Source organism: Aliivibrio fischeri ATCC 7744 = JCM 18803 = DSM 507 (assembly GCF_023983475.1).
Classification (GTDB): Bacteria; Pseudomonadota; Gammaproteobacteria; order Enterobacterales; family Vibrionaceae; genus Aliivibrio; species Aliivibrio fischeri.
This window is the reverse complement of record NZ_CP092713.1, coordinates 752,540-771,320: the sequence shown is the minus strand read 5'-3', so window position 1 is coordinate 771,320 and position 18,781 is coordinate 752,540. Positions and strand designations below refer to the sequence as shown.

Below are 18,781 nucleotides of genomic sequence, written 5' to 3'. Positions count from 1 at the left end.
AACTTAATTTAGCATACTAAGAATCTTCACTCACTTTTCTTAGATTTGATAGATAATTAACCCAGCCTTTTGTTTCATTTGTACTGGTAATATCATTGGCTTTTTTCGCCTTAATTAAGCTTTCTTCGATACGATTCAACTTATAATATGCTTTTGCTTGTGCTAGTAAAACCGCTTGTTTTCTCTTAGGATCCTTCACCTTAGCTAATGAAGCCAAAGCCAATTGGTACTCTTTTTGTTGAAGCAATAACTGAGCTTCTTGCCAATAATATCGTGGAGAAACTTTAGCTGCTTTCCCCCAATAAAGGATTGATTGCTGCCATTCTTTTGCTTGTTGCCAATACACGGCTTGTTCAACCAATAAATCAACATCTGTATTTGCTTTTGATAAACGCTTCAACGTAATAGCAGCCTGCTCTGGAATACCTTGCTTTGCATATAGCTGAGCTAATAACATAATATCTTGTTCAGGTAAGGGTAAGCCTTTTCTATCTGCTAATATCAAAACACTTAATGCTTGTTTTGTTTGATGTAACTGTAAATGTGCAGTCACAAGTTGACGCCACCATGTCAATTTTTCTGGTTCAAGTACAATGAGTCGCTCTAAAGTTGGGATCACAGATTTCCATTGTTTTAATTGAACTTGAGAGCCAAATTTTAGTGATAAAGGCGTTAACGAATCTGGCTGGCGATAAGATTCATATCGCTGAATCGCTTTTAGTGTAGAGCTAAATTCCGAGAGTTGATAATGAATTTGAGCTATTCTAAGCCAAAGTTCATTTTCTTTTTCATTCTTAGGAATCGATTTAACTAACTGATAATAATGAGGGAGTGCTTTTTTATATTGTTGATCCATTAACAAAAGATCTGCAAGCATTCTCTCCGTTACCCATGCTTGAGTATCTTTTAACTCGCCACTGGATACCGCGTAATCTAACTTTTTTATCGCTAACGATTTTTGATTATTTTCCCAATAAAAAACACCCAGCATACGGGCAACAAACGCTCTATCATAAGCTTTCGACGTATTGACACCACTAAGCACTTCTATTGCTTCATTTAACTTTTCTTGCTGTTGTAAGCTTTGTGCTCTTTGCACTTTATTGGCTGTATATTTGCTTAATCCCGCCGAATGTACATTTACAGCCCACGCAACTAACATGCTCATTAGTACTAATTTCTTCATCATTCGGCTAATTTAAACTCCAATCTTACGGTTTGGTTTTGCTGAATAATCGCTTTTCCTTCGACCAACTTAGGCTGATATTTCCACTGTTTTAACGCACGCATCGCATCACGATCAAATAGTCGTTTTGGCTTTGCTTCTTGTACAGAAATCGCAAATGGCTTCCCTGTCTCATCAATAGAGAATGACATAATCACATAGCCTTCAATACGTCGTTTTAAAGCACGGCTTGGATATTTAGGCTCAACCCGATACAAAGGCATCGCTTGTTGATTTGTTTTAAAACTTCCAAATGTTGGTGCGCTAATTTTTAAGCCATTTATTGCGGTATCTAAGCCAGATGAAGACATTGGTGTCACAGGCATCACTGAAGAAACGTCAGATTGAGACTGTAAAAGCTTTGCTTCTGGCGGCTGCTCTAATGGTTTAGGCTGCTCTGGTACAGAACGTTGGCGACGCTGTATCTCACTTTCCGGTTCAACCATCATCATGGTAAAGCTTAACTGTTCACTTGCCTCAGGCTTTGCTTGATTACCATTATCAACCATCCATGCCATTAAAGAAAACAAAGCGATACTAATGGCAACAGCAATTGGCAACGCCATTAATAACCTAAACATTATCGCTTCTCCGCTGCTAATGCGATTTGCTTAACACCAGCACCTTTTGCAGCATCCATTACTTTTACAACCGTTCCGTTATAAGCATGTTCGTCAGCTTGAATCACTAGTGAGGCTTCAGGTTGCTCTAATAGCAAATGCTCAAGAGTGGCTTGCACACGCTCTACATCTACTACCCTCTTATCGATATAAATGTCATTTGATGAATTAATCGCAATAAATATGCCTGCGTCTTTCTGGCTAACCACATTCGATGCTTCTGGTCGATTTACCTCAACCCCTGATTCACGTACAAACGAACTGGTTACAATGAAAAAGATCAACATAATAAATACGATATCTAACATGGAAGTAAGATCGATTTGTGCTTCTTCTGTTTTTGTATCACGTCTTCCGAGTCTCATTTCGGACTCCTTAATGATTTTTCAAGTTTTAATTCACGTAAACGGCAGGTCTTTGAAAGTCGAGCATGAACAAATAGGCCAGCTAGTGCTGCAACCATTCCAGCCATTGTAGGCAATGTCGCTAAAGAAATACCCGATGCCATTAGCTTAGGCTGGCTACTGCCTAATGTTGCCATCACATCAAACACGGAAATCATTCCTGTTACTGTGCCTAATAATCCAAGCATTGGGCAAATTGACACTAACCATTTAATAAAATTCAAATGCTGATTAAGTTCTATATGCGCTTGATTTAGCCAACTATCTCGAATTGCATGAGCATGCCAAGAATCATGCTCTTCACGTTGATGCCATTGCGAGATCCATAATTGACGTCGCTTTGGAAAGTAAAAAAACAAGTAAATTACCCGCTCAACGACAAACAACCAACATACAATGACAACAGCAGCAAGCCACCACAGAATCTGTCCGCCCTGCTCCATAAACTGCATTAAGGTATCAAGCCAATTATGTAACCATGACACTGCCATTAGATCTCATTTCCTACAGTCGATTTTGCTTGTTGTTTTTCAGCTTGAATCGCCACTAAACCAATACCTTGTTTTTCTAAAATACTACGAATATTTTCAGCTTGAGTACTTAAGATATTGTGTGCAAATAGTAACGGCATTGCTGCGACTAAACCAAGAACGGTAGTAACAAGTGCCATGGATATTCCCCCAGCCATCACTTTAGGATCACCATTACCAAACTGAGTAATCACTTGGAAAGTTTCAATCATGCCTGTTACGGTTCCTAATAGCCCTAACATCGGTGCTAGTGCAGCAAGTAGCTTGAGCATTGAAAGACCTTTTTCAAGTCCTTGCTGTTCATCGACTATCGCTTCTAATAGTCGTAATTCAAGAGACTCTACATTACGATGCTTTTCTTCATCATAAACAGATAAAATTCTTCCTAATGGATTATTTGTAGGGGTTTCGGGTGTCTTTAACTGTTTTTTGATTTGCTGCTGTACAAGAGCAAGTTTACTTCCTCTAAATATCGCAATAATTAAGCCGATAGCAAGTAAGGCAAGAATAATCTGACCAACGACACCACCTGCTTGTAATCTCTCAAATAAACTTGGCGTTAGTGCCAATTGATCTAGCATAAAACCTCTTGAAGGATCGACAATCATCGTCTCGACATTTCCTTCTGACAGTTCAGATAGAGAGTTTAGCCTTGGTCCATTTTCAGGTTGTTTACTGTAATAAGTGGCGTCTTGACGTTTACCATCCCAATGTAAATAACCTTGTTCAGAGATTAAGCCAATAGAACCAATACGGTACGCTAATTGTGGAGCGATATTCCCTTCCCCATCAATCACCTTTACCTCTGTTTCTTTTAATTCAGCACTTGCTTGGATCTGCTCATCCATACTTAGCCATAGATCCGTTAACTGAGGTAACGTAGGTAATGTTTTTGCAGCAACGATGCTTGTGACCGCCTGCGAATATTGCGTGCTATCCGCTCCAGTAACACTGGTTTGGTTTTCACTTTCTAACTCTTTTGCCGCTTGTCTAACCACGCCAAATAGCTCACCTAAGCTCCCTGTATCTAAGCGTAGTTTTTCTTCTTGTTTAGCTAATTCACCTTCGTTTTTACTGAAAGTTTTCGCTAGCATATCTATTTGATTTTGAACTTTGCGTTTACGCTCTTCTAGCGCTTTCTTTTGAGCTAAGTATTCTTTTTCTGTTAATTTAAAACCAGATTCTCTTTGAGCATTATGTGTTGCTTGTTCTTTATTATGGGTCTGTGCACTCTTTGTTAACTCACTTTGAGCACTCGCAGTAAACGAAAGACTTAATAAACCGATGCAAAGAAGTTTTACTACATAATTCATTTTATTTCTTCTCCGCAATATTTAGTGATACAGGTAAAGTAAGCAAACTTGGGGCGATTTCTTTATTTGCTACCGCATAAGCTTTATCTAACTCAGAATTCAACGAGGAATCTAATAAGATCCACGCTTTTGCTTTCTGATCCCAAGTCCAATATTTATCTTGGTTAAAGTTACGCGCAATTAAGGATATGCGGCCTAAATAAAGGATATTTGCTTGAATTTTCTTACCATTATCAAAAGAAATTTCTCCCTGATAAACTCCAAGCTTGGTCCCATAATCTAGCTCGATTTGATACGCCTCTAAAATACGACGATATTTCTCAGCATCGCTCACATTCGCAATGGTCATCATTGTTTCTAACTTTTCAATACGCTGATAACGTTGTTCTGCACGAAGTGGCTTGTCATTTTTAACCGTATTTTTCAAACCATCGATCATTTTATACATCAAAGGCACAACACCTTGTCTTGTTTGCTCAATGTCTGAAATTTGTTGATTAATATTCTTTAATTCACGATGCTGATCATCAACTAATGCGGTTAAATGCTTACGATAAACATCTAGGTTTTTTAACTCATCTTCTAGTTGTTCAATATCTGCCTGATATGACAGTGTATTATCTGCACTCTTATTGATACGCGTTTGGCTTTGAGAAGCTTCGGTATTTGTTTTATTTTGAATTGCTTGAGCCGAGCTTAAATCACTCGCGTTCGCGACTACCGTGTGGGTTATTGCTATCAACAACAATGCTTTTTTCATCATAATCAAATTCTTTATTAATCAGTAATAAATACAATTAGCTTAATGGTATCAGTTACGGCCCAACAAAGTAACGTAACGCAGTTAAGCAATGCGATAAAACTCGTAGTTAACCTAATAACAAATAAACACTTAAAAACAAAAAACGGAAGACCCTATTGGATCTTCCGCTTTAAAAGTGAATCAAATAATACAGTTACAAATTATACTTATCGAGGATCTGATTCTTATATATCTCCGCTTGTGTGCCGTAAATGATTTGAACACCATTACCAGAGCGGATCACCCCTTTTGCTTGCAATGATCGCCATACCTCATCAGAGGCGACAATATCCGTCTCTTTTACTGTGACTCTCAAACGAGTAATACATGCATCAAGACTCTCAATATTGTTAATGCCTCCGAGTTCCTTCACGATATCGTCAATTAATTCTGATGATTTGTTCTTTTTATAACTGTCTCTTGTTTGCAGTTTATTATCTGCATCATTTCGCCCTGGAGTTGAATAATTGAACTTACGGATCATAAAGCTAAAGATAAAGTAATAAACCAGTGAATAAATTGGTCCTAAAATCAGAATCCATTGATAGTCCGTTTTCTCTGTACCTTGTAATAGACCAAAGAAGGTAAAATCAATCAGACCTCTTGAGAAAGTAATACCTACCGCCACATCTAGCATGTGCATTAACATGTAAGATAACCCCTCAAGTACTGCATGAATCGCATACAATGCAGGAGCAACAAATAAGAAGGTAAACTCTAATGGCTCAGTAATACCGGTTAAAAACGACGTTAGCGCTGCCGAAATTAAAATGCCTTTAACCATCTTTTTATTTTTGTCATCGGCACAACGATACATAGCAAAAGCTGCAGCAGGCAAACCAAACATCATAGGTAAAAAGCCACCCGTCATTGTTCGAGTTGCTTCAGAGCTAAAATGCGTTACTGTTGGGTCAGCAAGTTGTGCAAAGAATATTTTCTGACCACCAGAAACCATTTGCCCAGCAACTTCCTGCACTCCACCTAATTCGGTATACCAAAATAGAGGATAAATAGCGTGATGTAAGCCAAATACATTAAGAATACGCATTCCAGAACCATAGAAGAATGTACCTATGTATCCCATTGCGGAGAATGCCTCACCTGCTGCAACAATGCTTTTAAAGATAGTTGGCCAAATAATCGGAAACAAAAATGCCAAAGGAATAAAGTAAAGCATTGTCATTACTGGAACTAAACGGTTTCCGCTAAAGAATGCCAAATAATCTGGTAACTGTTTATTTGAGAATTTATTCGTTAAATATGCGGCTAATAAACCGCAGATGATCCCACCAAACACCCCTGTTTGTAAGGTAAACATTCCTAGTTCATGCGTATAAAGAGATGACAGGCCTACTGCTTCTACTGGGTCATATCCCAAAGCAATGAGTCCATCGACCGTTGTCGTTTCAGGCGTTAATCCCTGGAAACCTAATATTGTTCCAATAACGGTGTGAAATAATAGAAAACCAATCACTGCAGAAATTGCAGCTGTTTCTTTGTTTTTGTTTGCCATGCCGATTGCAACACCAACAGCAAATAAGAGCGGTAAATTCATAAAAACAAACAAACCGGCTTTGAAACAAAGAATCAAAAATTGGTTAGCCACAGTACCGGGCTGTAAAAAGGTTAGATTATATGTATCAATCAGTGGTCCACTGGTAAACGCCCCACCGACTCCCAGTAAAATACCAGCCATCGGCAACACTGCTATTGGTAGCATAAATGCTCGACCAATCCTTTGTAGCATTGAAAATATGTTTTCCATTTTTATCTCCAGTTAACAAATAGACCTAACCAATAAACAATCTGATTTTTATTTCACTAAATAAATTATTATGAAGTTATGCTCCAAAAGATAACATTATGGAGTTTAACTTCAAGATGTAAAAATTGTAATGTAGATCTACTTCAATGAATTTTTGATAAAACGAAAATTAAGTGTGATTTCGAGCGGATTTAATCGAGAAGTGAGTATTTTTCTATAATGCCGAATTTAAAACAAAAAAAATGGAAGCGATGAGTCGCTTCCATTTAATTTGATTAAAGGAAAATCAGGAATTAACCTTTAAGACCTTGTTTCTTTAGGTATTCTTCGTATGTACCGTGGAAATCGTTCACGCCATCTTTTGTGATTTCGATGATGCGTGTTGCAATTGAAGATACGAACTGACGGTCATGAGATACAAACATTAATGTACCTTTGTAGTTCTCTAGAGCCAAGTTCAATGCTTCAATTGATTCCATATCCATGTGGTTTGTTGGTTCATCCATAAGAAGGATGTTTGGCTTTTGCATGATCAGCTTACCAAATAACATACGACCTTGCTCACCACCAGAAATCACTTTAACTGATTTCTTAATGTCGTTTTGAGAGAAAAGCATACGACCAAGAATGCCACGAACCACTTGTTCGTCATCGCCTTCTTGTTTCCACTGACCCATCCAATCTAATAGGTTTAGATCTTCTGCAAAGTCGTGGCCGTGATCTTGAGCATAGAAGCCGATATTGTTGTTTTCAGACCATTTGATCATGCCTGACATTGGTTCCATTGCACCAGCTAACGTGTTTAAGAACGTTGATTTACCGATACCATTCTCACCGATGATCGCGATACGCTCACCCACTTCAACCATTAGGTTTACACCGTTGATTAAAATGTTTTCGCCGTAACCTTGTTTTAAACCTTCCACTTCTAACGCATTACGGAAAAGTGGTTTCTCTTGGTCAAAACGGATAAATGGAGATTGACGGCTTGATGCTTTGATCTCAGTTAATTGAATTTTATCCAGTTGTTTTTGACGAGAGGTTGCTTGTTTCGCTTTTGATGCGTTTGCAGAGAAACGGCTTACGAACGTTTGTAAGTCAGCAATTTGTGCTTTCTTCTTCGCATTATCTGCTTGAAGTTGTTCACGAGCTTGTTCTGCTGCTGTCATGTACTCATCGTAGTTACCTGGGAACAGGCAAAGCTCACCGTAATCTAAGTCAGCCATGTGCGTACATACTGAGTTTAAGAAATGACGGTCGTGCGAGATGATGATCATTGTACAGTTACGAGCAAGAAGGATATCTTCTAACCACGCGATAGTGTGCATGTCCAAGTTGTTCGTTGGTTCGTCAAGAAGCATGATATCTGGTTCTGCGAATAGAACTTGTGCTAAAAGAACACGAACTTTAAGACCAGGAGCAACCTCACTCATTAAACCAAAGTGCTGTGATTCAGGAAGACCTAAACCTAATAGAAGTTCACCTGCACGAGCTTCAGCAGAGTAGCCATCCATTTCAGCGAATTCAGTTTCTAAATCACCAACACGCATACCATCTTCATCAGACATTTCTGGTAAAGAATAGATACGGTCGCGTTCTTCTTTGATTTTCCACAGTTCTTTATGACCCATGATAACAGTGTCAATTACTGTGTATTCTTCAAATGCGAACTGATCTTGACCTAATTTAGCCATACGCTCATTAGGATCAGTTGATACTGTACCAGCTGATTGCTCCAACTCTCCACCCAAGATTTTCATAAAGGTAGATTTACCACAGCCATTCGCGCCGATTAAACCGTAACGGTTACCGTTACCAAACTTAACAGAAATATTTTCAAAAAGTGGCTTATCGCCAAATTGCATTGTGATGTTAGCAGTCGTTAGCACAGTACATTCCAATTATTGATCAATGAGACAGAAAAAAGCTGGCACAAAAACCAGCTTTTCAAATTTAGGGGGAGTATAGCAGCATTTGTGATTTCCATCACTTTTTATTCTGTTTCTGCTTAATAAACGCTAGAGGAGTCTGCCCTACTTGCTTTTTAAAGAAGGAAATAAAAGCACTGTCAGATGAAAAATCCAACTGAAATGCAACATCACTTACTTGCGTATTCTCACATAATAACTCGATTGATTTTAACACTCTCCATTGTTGCTTCCATTCCTGATATGACATTCCAGTTTCTTTTTTAAATAATCGAGTAATCGTTTTACTGCTTGCTCCTATCTTTTTAGACAATGTTTGCAGATCTGGAGCGAGAAAATCCGGTTTCTGTACCTGCTCACTAAATGTGATTAAACGTTTTTCTGTAGGCAAAGGTAAACTAAACGGTTGTTGATGTGCTTCATAAAAAGATTCCCAAAAGAGTGCTGTTGTGTGTAACGTTTCTGATTTGGGTTTATCCCATGGCCACATTGCCATCTTATTAATTAACGCTCTAAGTAATTCGTCCACCTCGATCATCACAATGTCTTCAGGACATGGGAACTTATCACAATCAAAATACAACGATCGGTACGCTACAACATTTGTCATAAACGCTCGGTGAGGTGTATTCGCTGGTATCCAAACGGCTTTTGTGGGTGGCAAAACACACATTGAATGAGATAAAGCAAAACTCATACAGCCTTCAGGTGCATACAATAATTGCCCTTTCTGATGATAGTGCATCCCTGAATCATGACGACCAACATCAGCAGCAATACCAATCACATCTGCGGGCAATTTATCTGCATCAAATTTAGTTTCATCTGAAATAATAGCCATAATGTCCGAATCTTATTGTTTTTGGTTTTAATGTTGTTAATGGAACAATCGTAATTAGAAATATACTGTTTGCCAAGTTAATTCACACGAGATACACAATGAACACAAAACCTTCACTCTGGCTTATGGTACTTCTTTTGATGTTTCCTCAAATCGTTGAAACCATTTACAGCCCAGCACTTGGCTCAATAGCAGATTCATTTGCTGTAACTTATTCACAAGCTTCGCAAACCATTTCAATTTACTTTTCAGCTTTTGCTTTGGGTGTCGTGGTATGGGGAATTTTAGCGGATAAATTAGGTCGCAGACCCACCATGCTACTCGGGTTAGTCATTTACAGTTTAGCCGCCTTATCTGCGTTGCTAACAGACAGTTTCACCTATCTGATGATCGCTCGTGCTGTTAGTGCGTTTGGTATAGCAGTCGGCTCAGTGATCACACAAACCATGCTACGTGATGCATTTGATACCAAAGAGCTCAGTAAAGTATTCAGTTTGATGGGAATGGGGATTTCTATTAGTCCCGTTTTAGGGATGCTACTCGGTGGTCAACTTACTCAATTCGGTGGTTACCATTATGTATTTATCGCTTTATTTATTATGGCTCTAGTACTAGTTGCATATAATCTTGTAGCTTTACCTGAAACTCAGAAAACAAAGCAACCTCTAGAATTAAAACAACTCGGACTCAAAATGCTAAAAGATATCAATATCTGGCGTTCTGGTTGCCTTGTCGCTTTATTTAATATTGCTTTGTTTTCATATTACCAATTGGGAGCTTTTAAATTCGAGCAATTAGGACTGTCCTCGCAAGAGTTTGGTTATAGCGGGATCGTGTTAGGTCTAGGTACATTTATAGGGAGTTATTTAAATAAGTATCTTATTTCTAAACAAGTTTCATTACTGCGTTTATTGCAACTATCTGCTCTTTTATTGACTTTAGGTGGAATACTAGTGACTTATTTAATCGATTCAATTTGGTTTTTACTGCCTATGATCTTAGTTGTTATGTCTTTTGGTATCGCCATTCCAAATATTCTTAGCGTGGCGTTAATTGATTATAAACAACAAGCAGGCAGTGCTGGAGCTCTGTTTGGACTTATGTATTACTTAATGATAGGTGCAGGGCTTAGCTTGGCAGGTTCGATTCAACACCTTGGCATTGTTTTACTGATGTGTGGAGTTATCTCCTCTCTGCTTGTGGCTTTTAAAAAATAATAACATGCTCGCTCTTACATTAAATGAGCGAGCATATCTAATTTAGTGAATAGATTTAATATCTTATCAACGACTCACACGATAACCAATTAATGAAGGAACTTCACAATCCATAGTTTCTATGTAGATATTTCGCTCTCTCCACATCACTTCCATATCGTATAGACAAAATGAATATTGTTTAGGGTCAATCACCCATTTATGTTTAATTTTTACTGATACAGACGTAAATAATTCATTATCATTTCCCCACCATGCTAAAACTAAATACTTATAATTCTCTCCATCATGATAAATAGCAAACGCGGCGGTTTCTCGCCAATTAACCTCTGATTGAGACTTAACTGTGGCAAGTCGTTTATTAAACATTGAGATATTAATTGGTTTATTTATGGCCGATATTGTATAAATTTTAATTCCATCAATATCTATCCAATGCACATCACTTTCTATTGTTCTCGGTTGGTACATGACTCATCCCTAGCCAGTAAATAAAAGATATAAAACAGTTGTCATTATTATAGGTTATGGAAATAGAATAAGATGACCAATCAACATTGTGTATAAATTAACCACCAAAACCTTTGCAATGCGATCAACTACTCTTTTATCTGAGCTTTTATTGCAACAAATACTTCTAATAAAAATACATAAAAAAGGCCTAAACCGAAGTCTAAGCCTTAATCATCTTAATTTTACTCGTACTCAGCAGAATACGTTTCTTTATATGTATGAGAATAAAGTTCAAATAAGTTGCCAAATGGGTCTTCTAAATACACCATTTGTGATGTGTTGTTATCATCTTCTGGGTGGTAACGCATAATATCCATTCGTACTTTACCGCCAAACTCTTCAGTTCGAGCGATCACGCCGTGAAAGTCATCTGTTTGAAGACAAAAATGGAAGATACCGATTCGAGAGAAATCAACTTCATGACGTTCTTGACGCTCTTTCATTTCAAATAACTCAAAACCAATGCCGTCTTTTGTTAATAAGTGCGCAATATTGAAGCCTTTAAAGCCTTCACCAAATACAGCAATACACATTCTGCCAATTGCGGTTTCACGCTCTTCTTCAACTTTTGTGTTACCCATTACCACTTCAAGACCAAGCGCTTTTGTGTAAAACTCAACCGCTTTGTCCATATCGCCAACCATGATGTACTTTAATCCCAATATTAAAAACTAGTCAAAGCCAATAAAACCAGCTAAATAACAATGGTTTAATAGATTTAAAAACCAACCTATCATGTTGACAACTATCAAACATCGACTAATCTGATTATTATATGTCAATAAATGAAAGGTTAGATATGAGAGCAAGTATCTTAAGGGAACTATCTTTGCTAAGTAATGCGTTATCACCTGAATATTATGATTACTTTGCTCGGATAGTCCAAACTAGCACTGTTAATTACAAGAAAAAGTTTTTTTTGAATATTTACTCATCATTCTGTTTCTTAACTAAACCTAACAGCTATACCGCAATTGATATATTAAATTGTGATGATAATTTCAACAAACACTTTGAACTATTTGTTGGCTTTATATATCAAGAAAATCAAAGTTTACTCAGCACTAATTACATATACCTGTGTGTATTTAAAAAAATTTTCAAAACAATTGCGGCGGATAAGCACCTTAACTTCAATGACTTGAAAATAAGTAGGCTTGAAGTCAGTGATGATATACAAAAGTGTATAAATAGCTTCAACGAGTTGAATGTTGATAGAAATAAACTTAATTACCTTAACGGATGGCAAGTACTCTCAAAAGATGGTACTGAATTTGAGTTACACCTTAATTCTATCTATACCACATATGGGGTTGAATTTACGGCGCAAGTTCACAAGGCATTAATTGACTATGGGCATACCCAAAAGAAAAGAAGCTTACAAACTTATGTTATATATATAAAAGCGTTTTTTGAAGCGATGGTTTTAGTATGTCCAAATCACGATGAAATTAAAAAATGTCTTAGCCGTAGCCACGTTCAAAGCTTCTTCAACGATATAATGAATGTATGGTTCGCCTCACATTTATCGAGAGGTAATGAGCCCAAAACATTTTTTTCTTATTGGCACAAAATTGTAAAGATATATACTGAATCCTTTATTGATACTGGTATATTTGATCTCCCCATAAAACCGTTTATTGTTCCAAAGTGGAAATATCCCAAAGATACCGCTCCAACATTTTCAGTAGGCGCTCAAGCGACGGAAAAGGAAAAGCAACGTTGGTTTGTAGATATACCTATTAAAATTAACGATGAAGAAGCGATATCAATTATCAAATCAAAGATTGATGACGACTTAGCGTACATTCACCAAATATGTATGACAAAATTTAAAGAATTTAAAGAAAGAACTAAACGAAACGCTATTTTTATCAAAACAGGCAATGCTAAACCCCTTTTGGGAACTAAAAACGACCATAAATATCGAGGCTTTGTTGGTGAGAATAACCTTGCCAATACAGTAGCAACTTTTTATACACATGGTTTTAATCCGAAAAAATTTGGTAATTACATTAATTTTTTAGGTTTCCAAGGTAAAAATAGTATTTTGTTGGAAGAATTAAATCTTCCTACAACTTCCTCTTTGGCAGTCCTATTAACATTACTTGTAATGGAACACCCTGAAATTACTCCGGCATGGCTAGAAACATGGGAACTGTACGATAAAAATGGAAAACAAGCAGGTTTTAAGAAATCGAATAATCAGTATATAGCGGTGAGCAACAAAGATAGGAAAGGAATAATCACTGCCCAGCAATCCGTTGTTTTAAATGATCGTTCAAAAGTTGTGGTCGAGTATTTGATTGAGCATACGTCGTTTGCTCGTAAGCAATTAAAGGCAAGTGGTAAGGCCGCTTGGAGAAAAATGCTTCTCACTGCATCGACAACAGAGGTCAAACATATCAGCTCTATAAATATTATCAATAATGCTTCGCAATATTTAGAGTGGATAAGTAACCCATTACTAGTTGAATCTAGTAGTTTAATGACACCATGTAATGCAATAAAGCTCGCCAAATTAATATCTCTACGCTCAATTCGTAAACATAGAGGCCTTCAGATTTACCTTGAAACCTGTTCTATGGATGCTGTAGCTGAGGCTTTGGGACACAAGAAAAAAGACTTGGTATTATTGGCTTCATACCTCCCCAAACCACTCATGGACTTTTTTAATGATCGTTGGATACGTCAATTCCAGAATGCAATTATTCTTGAAGCGATGAAGAACTCACCATATCTACTCGATGCTACCGATTTGACGGCTGAAGATATTGAAGAGTTTCTTCGTAATCATGGTCTTGGTCATCTGCCTCCTCACTTTGATTGCAGACTTCAAGAGCAAACTGATGAAAGAAGCATAAAAGAGTCCAGCTTCGACGAAATCTCATTTCTAATTTCGACATCGTTATTACAGTTACTCATAGCAATTAGGGCGATTGTAGAAAATGAAGAAAATAAACATACATTTTTAGATATTGTAAACGATTGGTACGAGTCAGCGGTGTTTATCCTTAACTCTCTTTCTACTGAGCAGTATCGTTCTGATACAGAGCTTGCATCAATGCTCCATGACGCTAATCAAAACGCATTAGATATTAACTTAATTCGTGGAGCAATAACATGTTAAGACTTATCGAGAAAATTTTTGATGAAAAGCTGAGTTTTGAAAGCTTGGGTTCGCAAGAGTTAGAGCAACTGATTCAAGAGTCAATTGCCAGCAATGATTATCGTGCATTACAAAAACTAACCAATATATACACAGGAGTTTATGAATACAATGACCGTAAACCTTGGTGGTTACTTTCTGATTTTGATGATGATGTATGGTTAATTGACTTTACCAGTGATGAACAAAAAACAAGGAAAAAATTTGATACTAAAACAAAGGAGTTAAATTGGAGTGCTGTTTATCTTGACGATGGCGAGCGACTAACAGCCATCAAGCACAAAAAACTATTAAATAGTTTCAAATATTGGATAGTCGCTATCGATAATCCGTTAGAAAATGGCGGAAAATTAATTGCCGTAAGAACCGCATATGGAAGGTTTAATACTGTCATTCACTTAGTTAACGCAATATTACTACACTCTAAATCATTAAAGCTTGCAAAGTTTCAATTAGTCAATGTAAACGATGATTTTTGGCTGAATATCCTTATACAAATAGCCATCCAAGGAAGTTTTTCAGGAATTTATAGACCTGATATTAATCTCGAGAAACTTTTAAACAAAGAAAGCTTAAACATTACAAGTGAGCAAGCGGAACAATTCAAAAAAAAATACCCATATTTATCTAAGAGCCTAGCTAGTGATGAAATAAAGCTATCATTAAATGATAAAGCCAAAGCTTGTGCGTGGCTCTATGAGCAAGGTTACTACAGGCTCGAGGGTGGGTCTCCTAGACTTCAAGGAAATTCCTCTATTTTGGCTTCATTACTATTCAATGGCACCATCCTATCAACCGATTTTGTACTTCCTGCATACCCTGAGTTGAGCTTAAAAGGTCATTTACTCACGACAGAATACGCTGCTATAGCAAATAAAAATACAAGTTCTGAGCTAACTCAGAAAGTAATTTCAGACTACATAAATGCTATTCGCTTTATTTATACCAACTTTGAACGAAATAATGCCTGCTCTCCCAATATTCTCGGTCAACACATAACCGCAGTCAGTGTGAGTCAAAATGAACTTGTTAAGCTGAAAAAGGCAGGAAGGACACGCACACTTTCTCCTGAGTTTGTTTTTAATTTAATTCGCCAATGTTACGAGTTTACCAAAGAACATTTACCCAAAGATGACGTAACTAATTCAAATGAAACATCTCTACTCAGTGAGATTTTACAAAGCGTAACGAAGGGGGCATCGAAGTCGGTAGCAAAACGTAAAAACCGGTCTAAATCGGCTAAAAAAGTGAAGGAATTTACCGAAGTTCTACGAGATAACTTACCAACAACGGAACGTAAAGATTGGTTCCATAGTGAAGCAATGAATTTTTTGAGCAGTGATTACCTTGCTAAGGGCATTAAGCAAATTCACGTATTTGATATAAATATTCTAGATCGGCACAAAAGAATCAGGGCTAACGAGAGTCTGTTCGATCTATTTGATATTCTGCAAGGCTCTATTCAAATCCTTGTGGGTGTAATTATGGCAAGGAGACAAGATGAACTCATAAAACTTAAAGCTCATGGTAACTTGTCACCCAATATCAATCCATTCACCGATAAAGGATCAACATCCAACTACAGCTTAAAGTTCAATATTAAAAAGACAGGGATTGGTGGAAACAAAGGAAGAAATGAAACAGCAAAGAGACCAATACCACGGTCTATCGCAAAACTGATTTGGCAACTAGAGCAGTTCAACATTGAAGTCATTCGACGAAAATTAAACAACGGTCCCCTATCTCTATTTAATTGTTTAACTTCGAGGACTTGTAGGTTCAGTAGTTTGAACTACCGAAGCTTTAATAACCACCTTAATGCTGTATGTGACTACTTTGAAACACCTTTGGTGCAATATGACACAGGTGAATATCGCCGTAACTATGTACGCCAACATCAACTTAGACGATTTTTTGCAATGGTTTTTTTCTGGTCTAAGCGCTTTAAAGGAATGGAGTCTTTACGTTGGATGCTCGCTCATTCAGACATAGAGCACTTATATCACTATATTTCAGAATCAGAGTCAGGTGTAGTTCTTACAGGTGTTAAAGCCACAACCATAACTCGCAGCATAATTGACCCTTCATCCGAACTTCACAATACCATCGAAATTGAAGAATTGCGTAAAGTCATTGCAAGGCGTGTGTTAGGCAACGAAGCTAAAGCTGTAGAGCTCAGTACTTTGAGTGATGCCAGTGAATACTATAAGGATGAATCCTATAAAACCATACCGCATATCAGTCAAATACAGAAAGAACAAGCCATCGAAAATGAAATCATAGATATGCTTGAAGTAGGTTCGATCACATTAGAGCCAGAGTTTTTTACGATTACTGAAGCTAATGGTGACGAAGTACGAACATTTAACTTAATACTAAAAATAAAAGACCTTGATTAGGGGATTCTCAATGAAAGCAAAAGAAAAAAACCAAACTAAGGTATTTGAAACCGAAAAGCTTCTACTCGAAATTATCAAAGATCCTCATGGCTATAAAGGCGATGCTGAGCTATATAAGGCACTGAAATCTCAAGCAGCTATAGCGAAACTTGAAAACCCAGATAGACAAATATTCTCATGTTCGCTGAATACCGTAAAAAGCGTCTCTGAAGCTCTTTTGGATAGAGGTTTTTTAGGTCTGGATAAGTTAAGAATTAACGCTAAGGCTGCTATAGAAGCTGCTCTGCATTCAGAAAAAACAGGAAAACCAAACAAGCAATCTATAACAGGTTTAAAACTAAAAATAGATGAGTTGGAAGAGCAGCTAATTGCAATGCGCTTTGCTTGCTTTAATTTAACAACAGTAGTTGATGAACTTCACTCTCAAGCTAAAACATTGGCAGTGCACAACGGTACTCTTGACCAGCGTATCGAATTGTACAAAGAAGTAAACGCAAGACTCGAAGTGAAACTCAGTCACGCACAACAATCTGATGATTTTAATAAGTTTATAACTGAATTTACAAGGTTTCTAGATGCCACTACATAAGCTAAATAACCATAAACAATGGACTCATATTGGGTTTGACAAGAAACTTCAATTTCGCAAGCCCATCAACATCCCTTTTATAACTTACAGCAACCATCTACCGTGTGTTGAGGCAAATGCTTACATTCACTATTTGGTTGTGACAAACAAAAAGCAAGGCACTCTTCGTAGTAAAGCGCACAACATTAATACCTTGGTTCGTTTTGTTGAGAATCAACCTAGCATCACTAAATTCAGCCAACTTAATGATTCAACCTTTAGGCTGTTTATTCAGGGGCTACAGGTAGAACGTAAAGCTAACGGTGAGCTGAAAAAGTCGAATAACACGGTGATTACCATAGCCCATAGTTGTATCGATTTTTTGCTTTTTGTGCAGTCATTCCATGACCTAAGTAATTTTATTGGAACAGATAAAAGCAACTCGATTCGAATATTGAAAAAAAACTACAAACGTAAACCTGAGGGATACAAAGGTTTTAGTGAAGGGGTAAAGTACACTCATTCTGCTTTTCCTACTCCAGATGCAAAAAAGAAACGCCATCCAGTATCAGAAGAGGATGCCATAAAAATTTGGCAATATATCAAGCTTCAAACATCAAAAGACAAACGCAAGCGTGATATGGCGCTTTATACAACCATGGAACAAACTGGAGCTCGTGTTGAAGAATTGAGTTTAATGAAGTGGAGTGACTATGAGGAAGCTAGGCGAACGGGTTCACTTAAATTAATTACCTTGAAGCGACAGGATGACAAAACTACGCGTTATGTCCCAGTCCCCAATATTTTACTAGCAAGTATTAGTGATTACGGAAAAGTTAGAAAAAAAATCATGAAGAAAAAGAAGGTTAAACATGACTTTCTTTTTATCAGCTTAACAACAGGCAAACCGATTGCAGCAGGCTCTTGGACAACCTACATAAACAACTGGCAGAAAGAATTAGGGATAGAAGGAGCCATCAGCCCTCATTTGTGGAGACATGCATTTGTCACTGATAAACTCAAAGAACTAATTCTCACTGATGCTGAAATAAACAATAAAGATGATTTCAGAAGGCGCTTATTACACACTGCTACCTTTAAGCAACAATTGCAGCAATGGACAGGCCACACTAACTTAAATTCATTAGATACTTATATAGACTTAGTGTTCGCTGATTTAAATGGCTATACGACTGTTTATAACGCAGTATCGCTATCAAGTAGTGTAAAGTTGATGGAGCGTCAGATTGCAGTATTAGAAGAACAGATACTCAAAAAGGAATTAAAAACTACTGCAGCTCTTATTGAGATCAAAAGTTTATTAAATGCATTTAAATCCGATATTAAGAAATGCACTGAAGAAAAACCCATGAAACACTAAGCTTTATAATTTTTTGTTATCAAAAATATAATTATTGATAATTATTAATTTCAGGATTATTTACCTATACTTCTCACATCAAAACAATTACATAAATATTTGGAGA

Annotated in this window: 16 protein-coding genes; 5 read left to right on the top strand and 11 right to left on the bottom strand. The window is 37.1% G+C overall.

What is annotated here, in order from left to right:
* Nucleotides 1-16: 16 nt before the first annotated feature.
* From AVFI_RS16920 to AVFI_RS16880, 9 genes are all read right to left on the bottom strand, one after another.
* Nucleotides 17-1,189 (bottom strand): tetratricopeptide repeat protein, encoded by a 1,173-nt coding sequence (locus AVFI_RS16920; RefSeq protein ID WP_188863642.1) that lies wholly within the window; start codon nt 1,187-1,189, stop codon nt 17-19.
* On the bottom strand, nt 1,186-1,806 hold the full coding sequence (locus AVFI_RS16915) for an energy transducer TonB (RefSeq protein WP_065603669.1): 621 nt from the start codon (nt 1,804-1,806) through the stop codon (nt 1,186-1,188). Before AVFI_RS16915 ends, AVFI_RS16920 begins: the two co-directional genes overlap by 4 nt.
* The gene (locus tag AVFI_RS16910; protein ID WP_054775732.1) at nt 1,806-2,210 is read right to left on the bottom strand and encodes an ExbD/TolR family protein; all 405 of its coding nucleotides are present in this window, start codon (nt 2,208-2,210) and stop codon (nt 1,806-1,808) included. Before AVFI_RS16910 ends, AVFI_RS16915 begins: the two co-directional genes overlap by 1 nt.
* Nucleotides 2,207-2,740, bottom strand: coding sequence for a MotA/TolQ/ExbB proton channel family protein (locus tag AVFI_RS16905; protein WP_054775731.1), 534 nt, complete (start codon nt 2,738-2,740; stop codon nt 2,207-2,209). Before AVFI_RS16905 ends, AVFI_RS16910 begins: the two co-directional genes overlap by 4 nt.
* Complete coding sequence (locus tag AVFI_RS16900; protein WP_054775730.1) at nt 2,740-4,092, bottom strand: MotA/TolQ/ExbB proton channel family protein; 1,353 nt, start codon at nt 4,090-4,092, stop codon at nt 2,740-2,742. The genes AVFI_RS16905 and AVFI_RS16900 overlap by 1 nt, the downstream gene beginning before the upstream one ends.
* Nucleotide 4,093: 1 nt before the next feature.
* Nucleotides 4,094-4,855 carry a DUF3450 domain-containing protein gene (locus AVFI_RS16895; RefSeq protein WP_017018802.1) on the bottom strand — a complete coding sequence of 254 codons (762 nt, stop codon included), beginning with the start codon at nt 4,853-4,855 and terminating at the stop codon, nt 4,094-4,096.
* A gap of 193 nt (nt 4,856-5,048) precedes the next feature.
* A complete protein-coding gene (locus AVFI_RS16890) occupies nt 5,049-6,659 on the bottom strand; it encodes a PTS transporter subunit EIIC (protein WP_054775729.1) in 1,611 nt (536 codons plus the stop codon).
* Nucleotides 6,660-6,952: 293 nt separating this feature from the next.
* The gene (locus AVFI_RS16885; protein WP_005423173.1) at nt 6,953-8,548 is read right to left on the bottom strand and encodes an ABC-F family ATPase; all 1,596 of its coding nucleotides are present in this window, start codon (nt 8,546-8,548) and stop codon (nt 6,953-6,955) included.
* Nucleotides 8,549-8,645: 97 nt separating this feature from the next.
* On the bottom strand, nt 8,646-9,428 hold the full coding sequence (locus AVFI_RS16880; protein ID WP_065596286.1) for an AraC family transcriptional regulator: 783 nt from the start codon (nt 9,426-9,428) through the stop codon (nt 8,646-8,648).
* 98 nt (nt 9,429-9,526) lie between these two features.
* Between AVFI_RS16880 and AVFI_RS16875 the strand changes: the two genes are divergently transcribed.
* Nucleotides 9,527-10,645 (top strand): multidrug effflux MFS transporter, encoded by a 1,119-nt coding sequence (locus AVFI_RS16875; RefSeq protein ID WP_188863640.1) that lies wholly within the window; start codon nt 9,527-9,529, stop codon nt 10,643-10,645.
* 66 nt (nt 10,646-10,711) lie between these two features.
* Here the strand turns inward: AVFI_RS16875 and AVFI_RS16870 are convergent, their stop codons facing one another.
* Complete coding sequence (locus AVFI_RS16870) at nt 10,712-11,116, bottom strand: hypothetical protein (protein ID WP_012535576.1); 405 nt, start codon at nt 11,114-11,116, stop codon at nt 10,712-10,714.
* A 224-nt stretch (nt 11,117-11,340) separates the two neighbouring features.
* Nucleotides 11,341-11,802 (bottom strand): VOC family protein, encoded by a 462-nt coding sequence (locus AVFI_RS16865; RefSeq protein ID WP_188863639.1) that lies wholly within the window; start codon nt 11,800-11,802, stop codon nt 11,341-11,343.
* 131 nt (nt 11,803-11,933) lie between these two features.
* On the opposite strand from AVFI_RS16865, the gene AVFI_RS16860 reads away from it, so the two are divergent.
* Genes AVFI_RS16860 through AVFI_RS16845 form a run of 4 tightly spaced genes read left to right on the top strand, consistent with a single transcriptional unit; the run spans nt 11,934 to nt 18,675 of the window.
* Entirely contained in the window at nt 11,934-14,288 is a 2,355-nt protein-coding gene (locus tag AVFI_RS16860) for a hypothetical protein (RefSeq protein WP_252653949.1), read from the top strand.
* Nucleotides 14,282-16,726 (top strand): integrase, encoded by a 2,445-nt coding sequence (locus AVFI_RS16855; RefSeq protein ID WP_188863960.1) that lies wholly within the window; start codon nt 14,282-14,284, stop codon nt 16,724-16,726. Before AVFI_RS16860 ends, AVFI_RS16855 begins: the two co-directional genes overlap by 7 nt.
* A 10-nt stretch (nt 16,727-16,736) precedes the next feature.
* On the top strand, nt 16,737-17,315 hold the full coding sequence (locus AVFI_RS16850; RefSeq protein ID WP_236782100.1) for a hypothetical protein: 579 nt from the start codon (nt 16,737-16,739) through the stop codon (nt 17,313-17,315).
* On the top strand, nt 17,302-18,675 hold the full coding sequence (locus AVFI_RS16845) for a tyrosine-type recombinase/integrase (RefSeq protein WP_199414914.1): 1,374 nt from the start codon (nt 17,302-17,304) through the stop codon (nt 18,673-18,675). The genes AVFI_RS16850 and AVFI_RS16845 overlap by 14 nt, the downstream gene beginning before the upstream one ends.
* Nucleotides 18,676-18,781 lie beyond the last annotated feature (106 nt).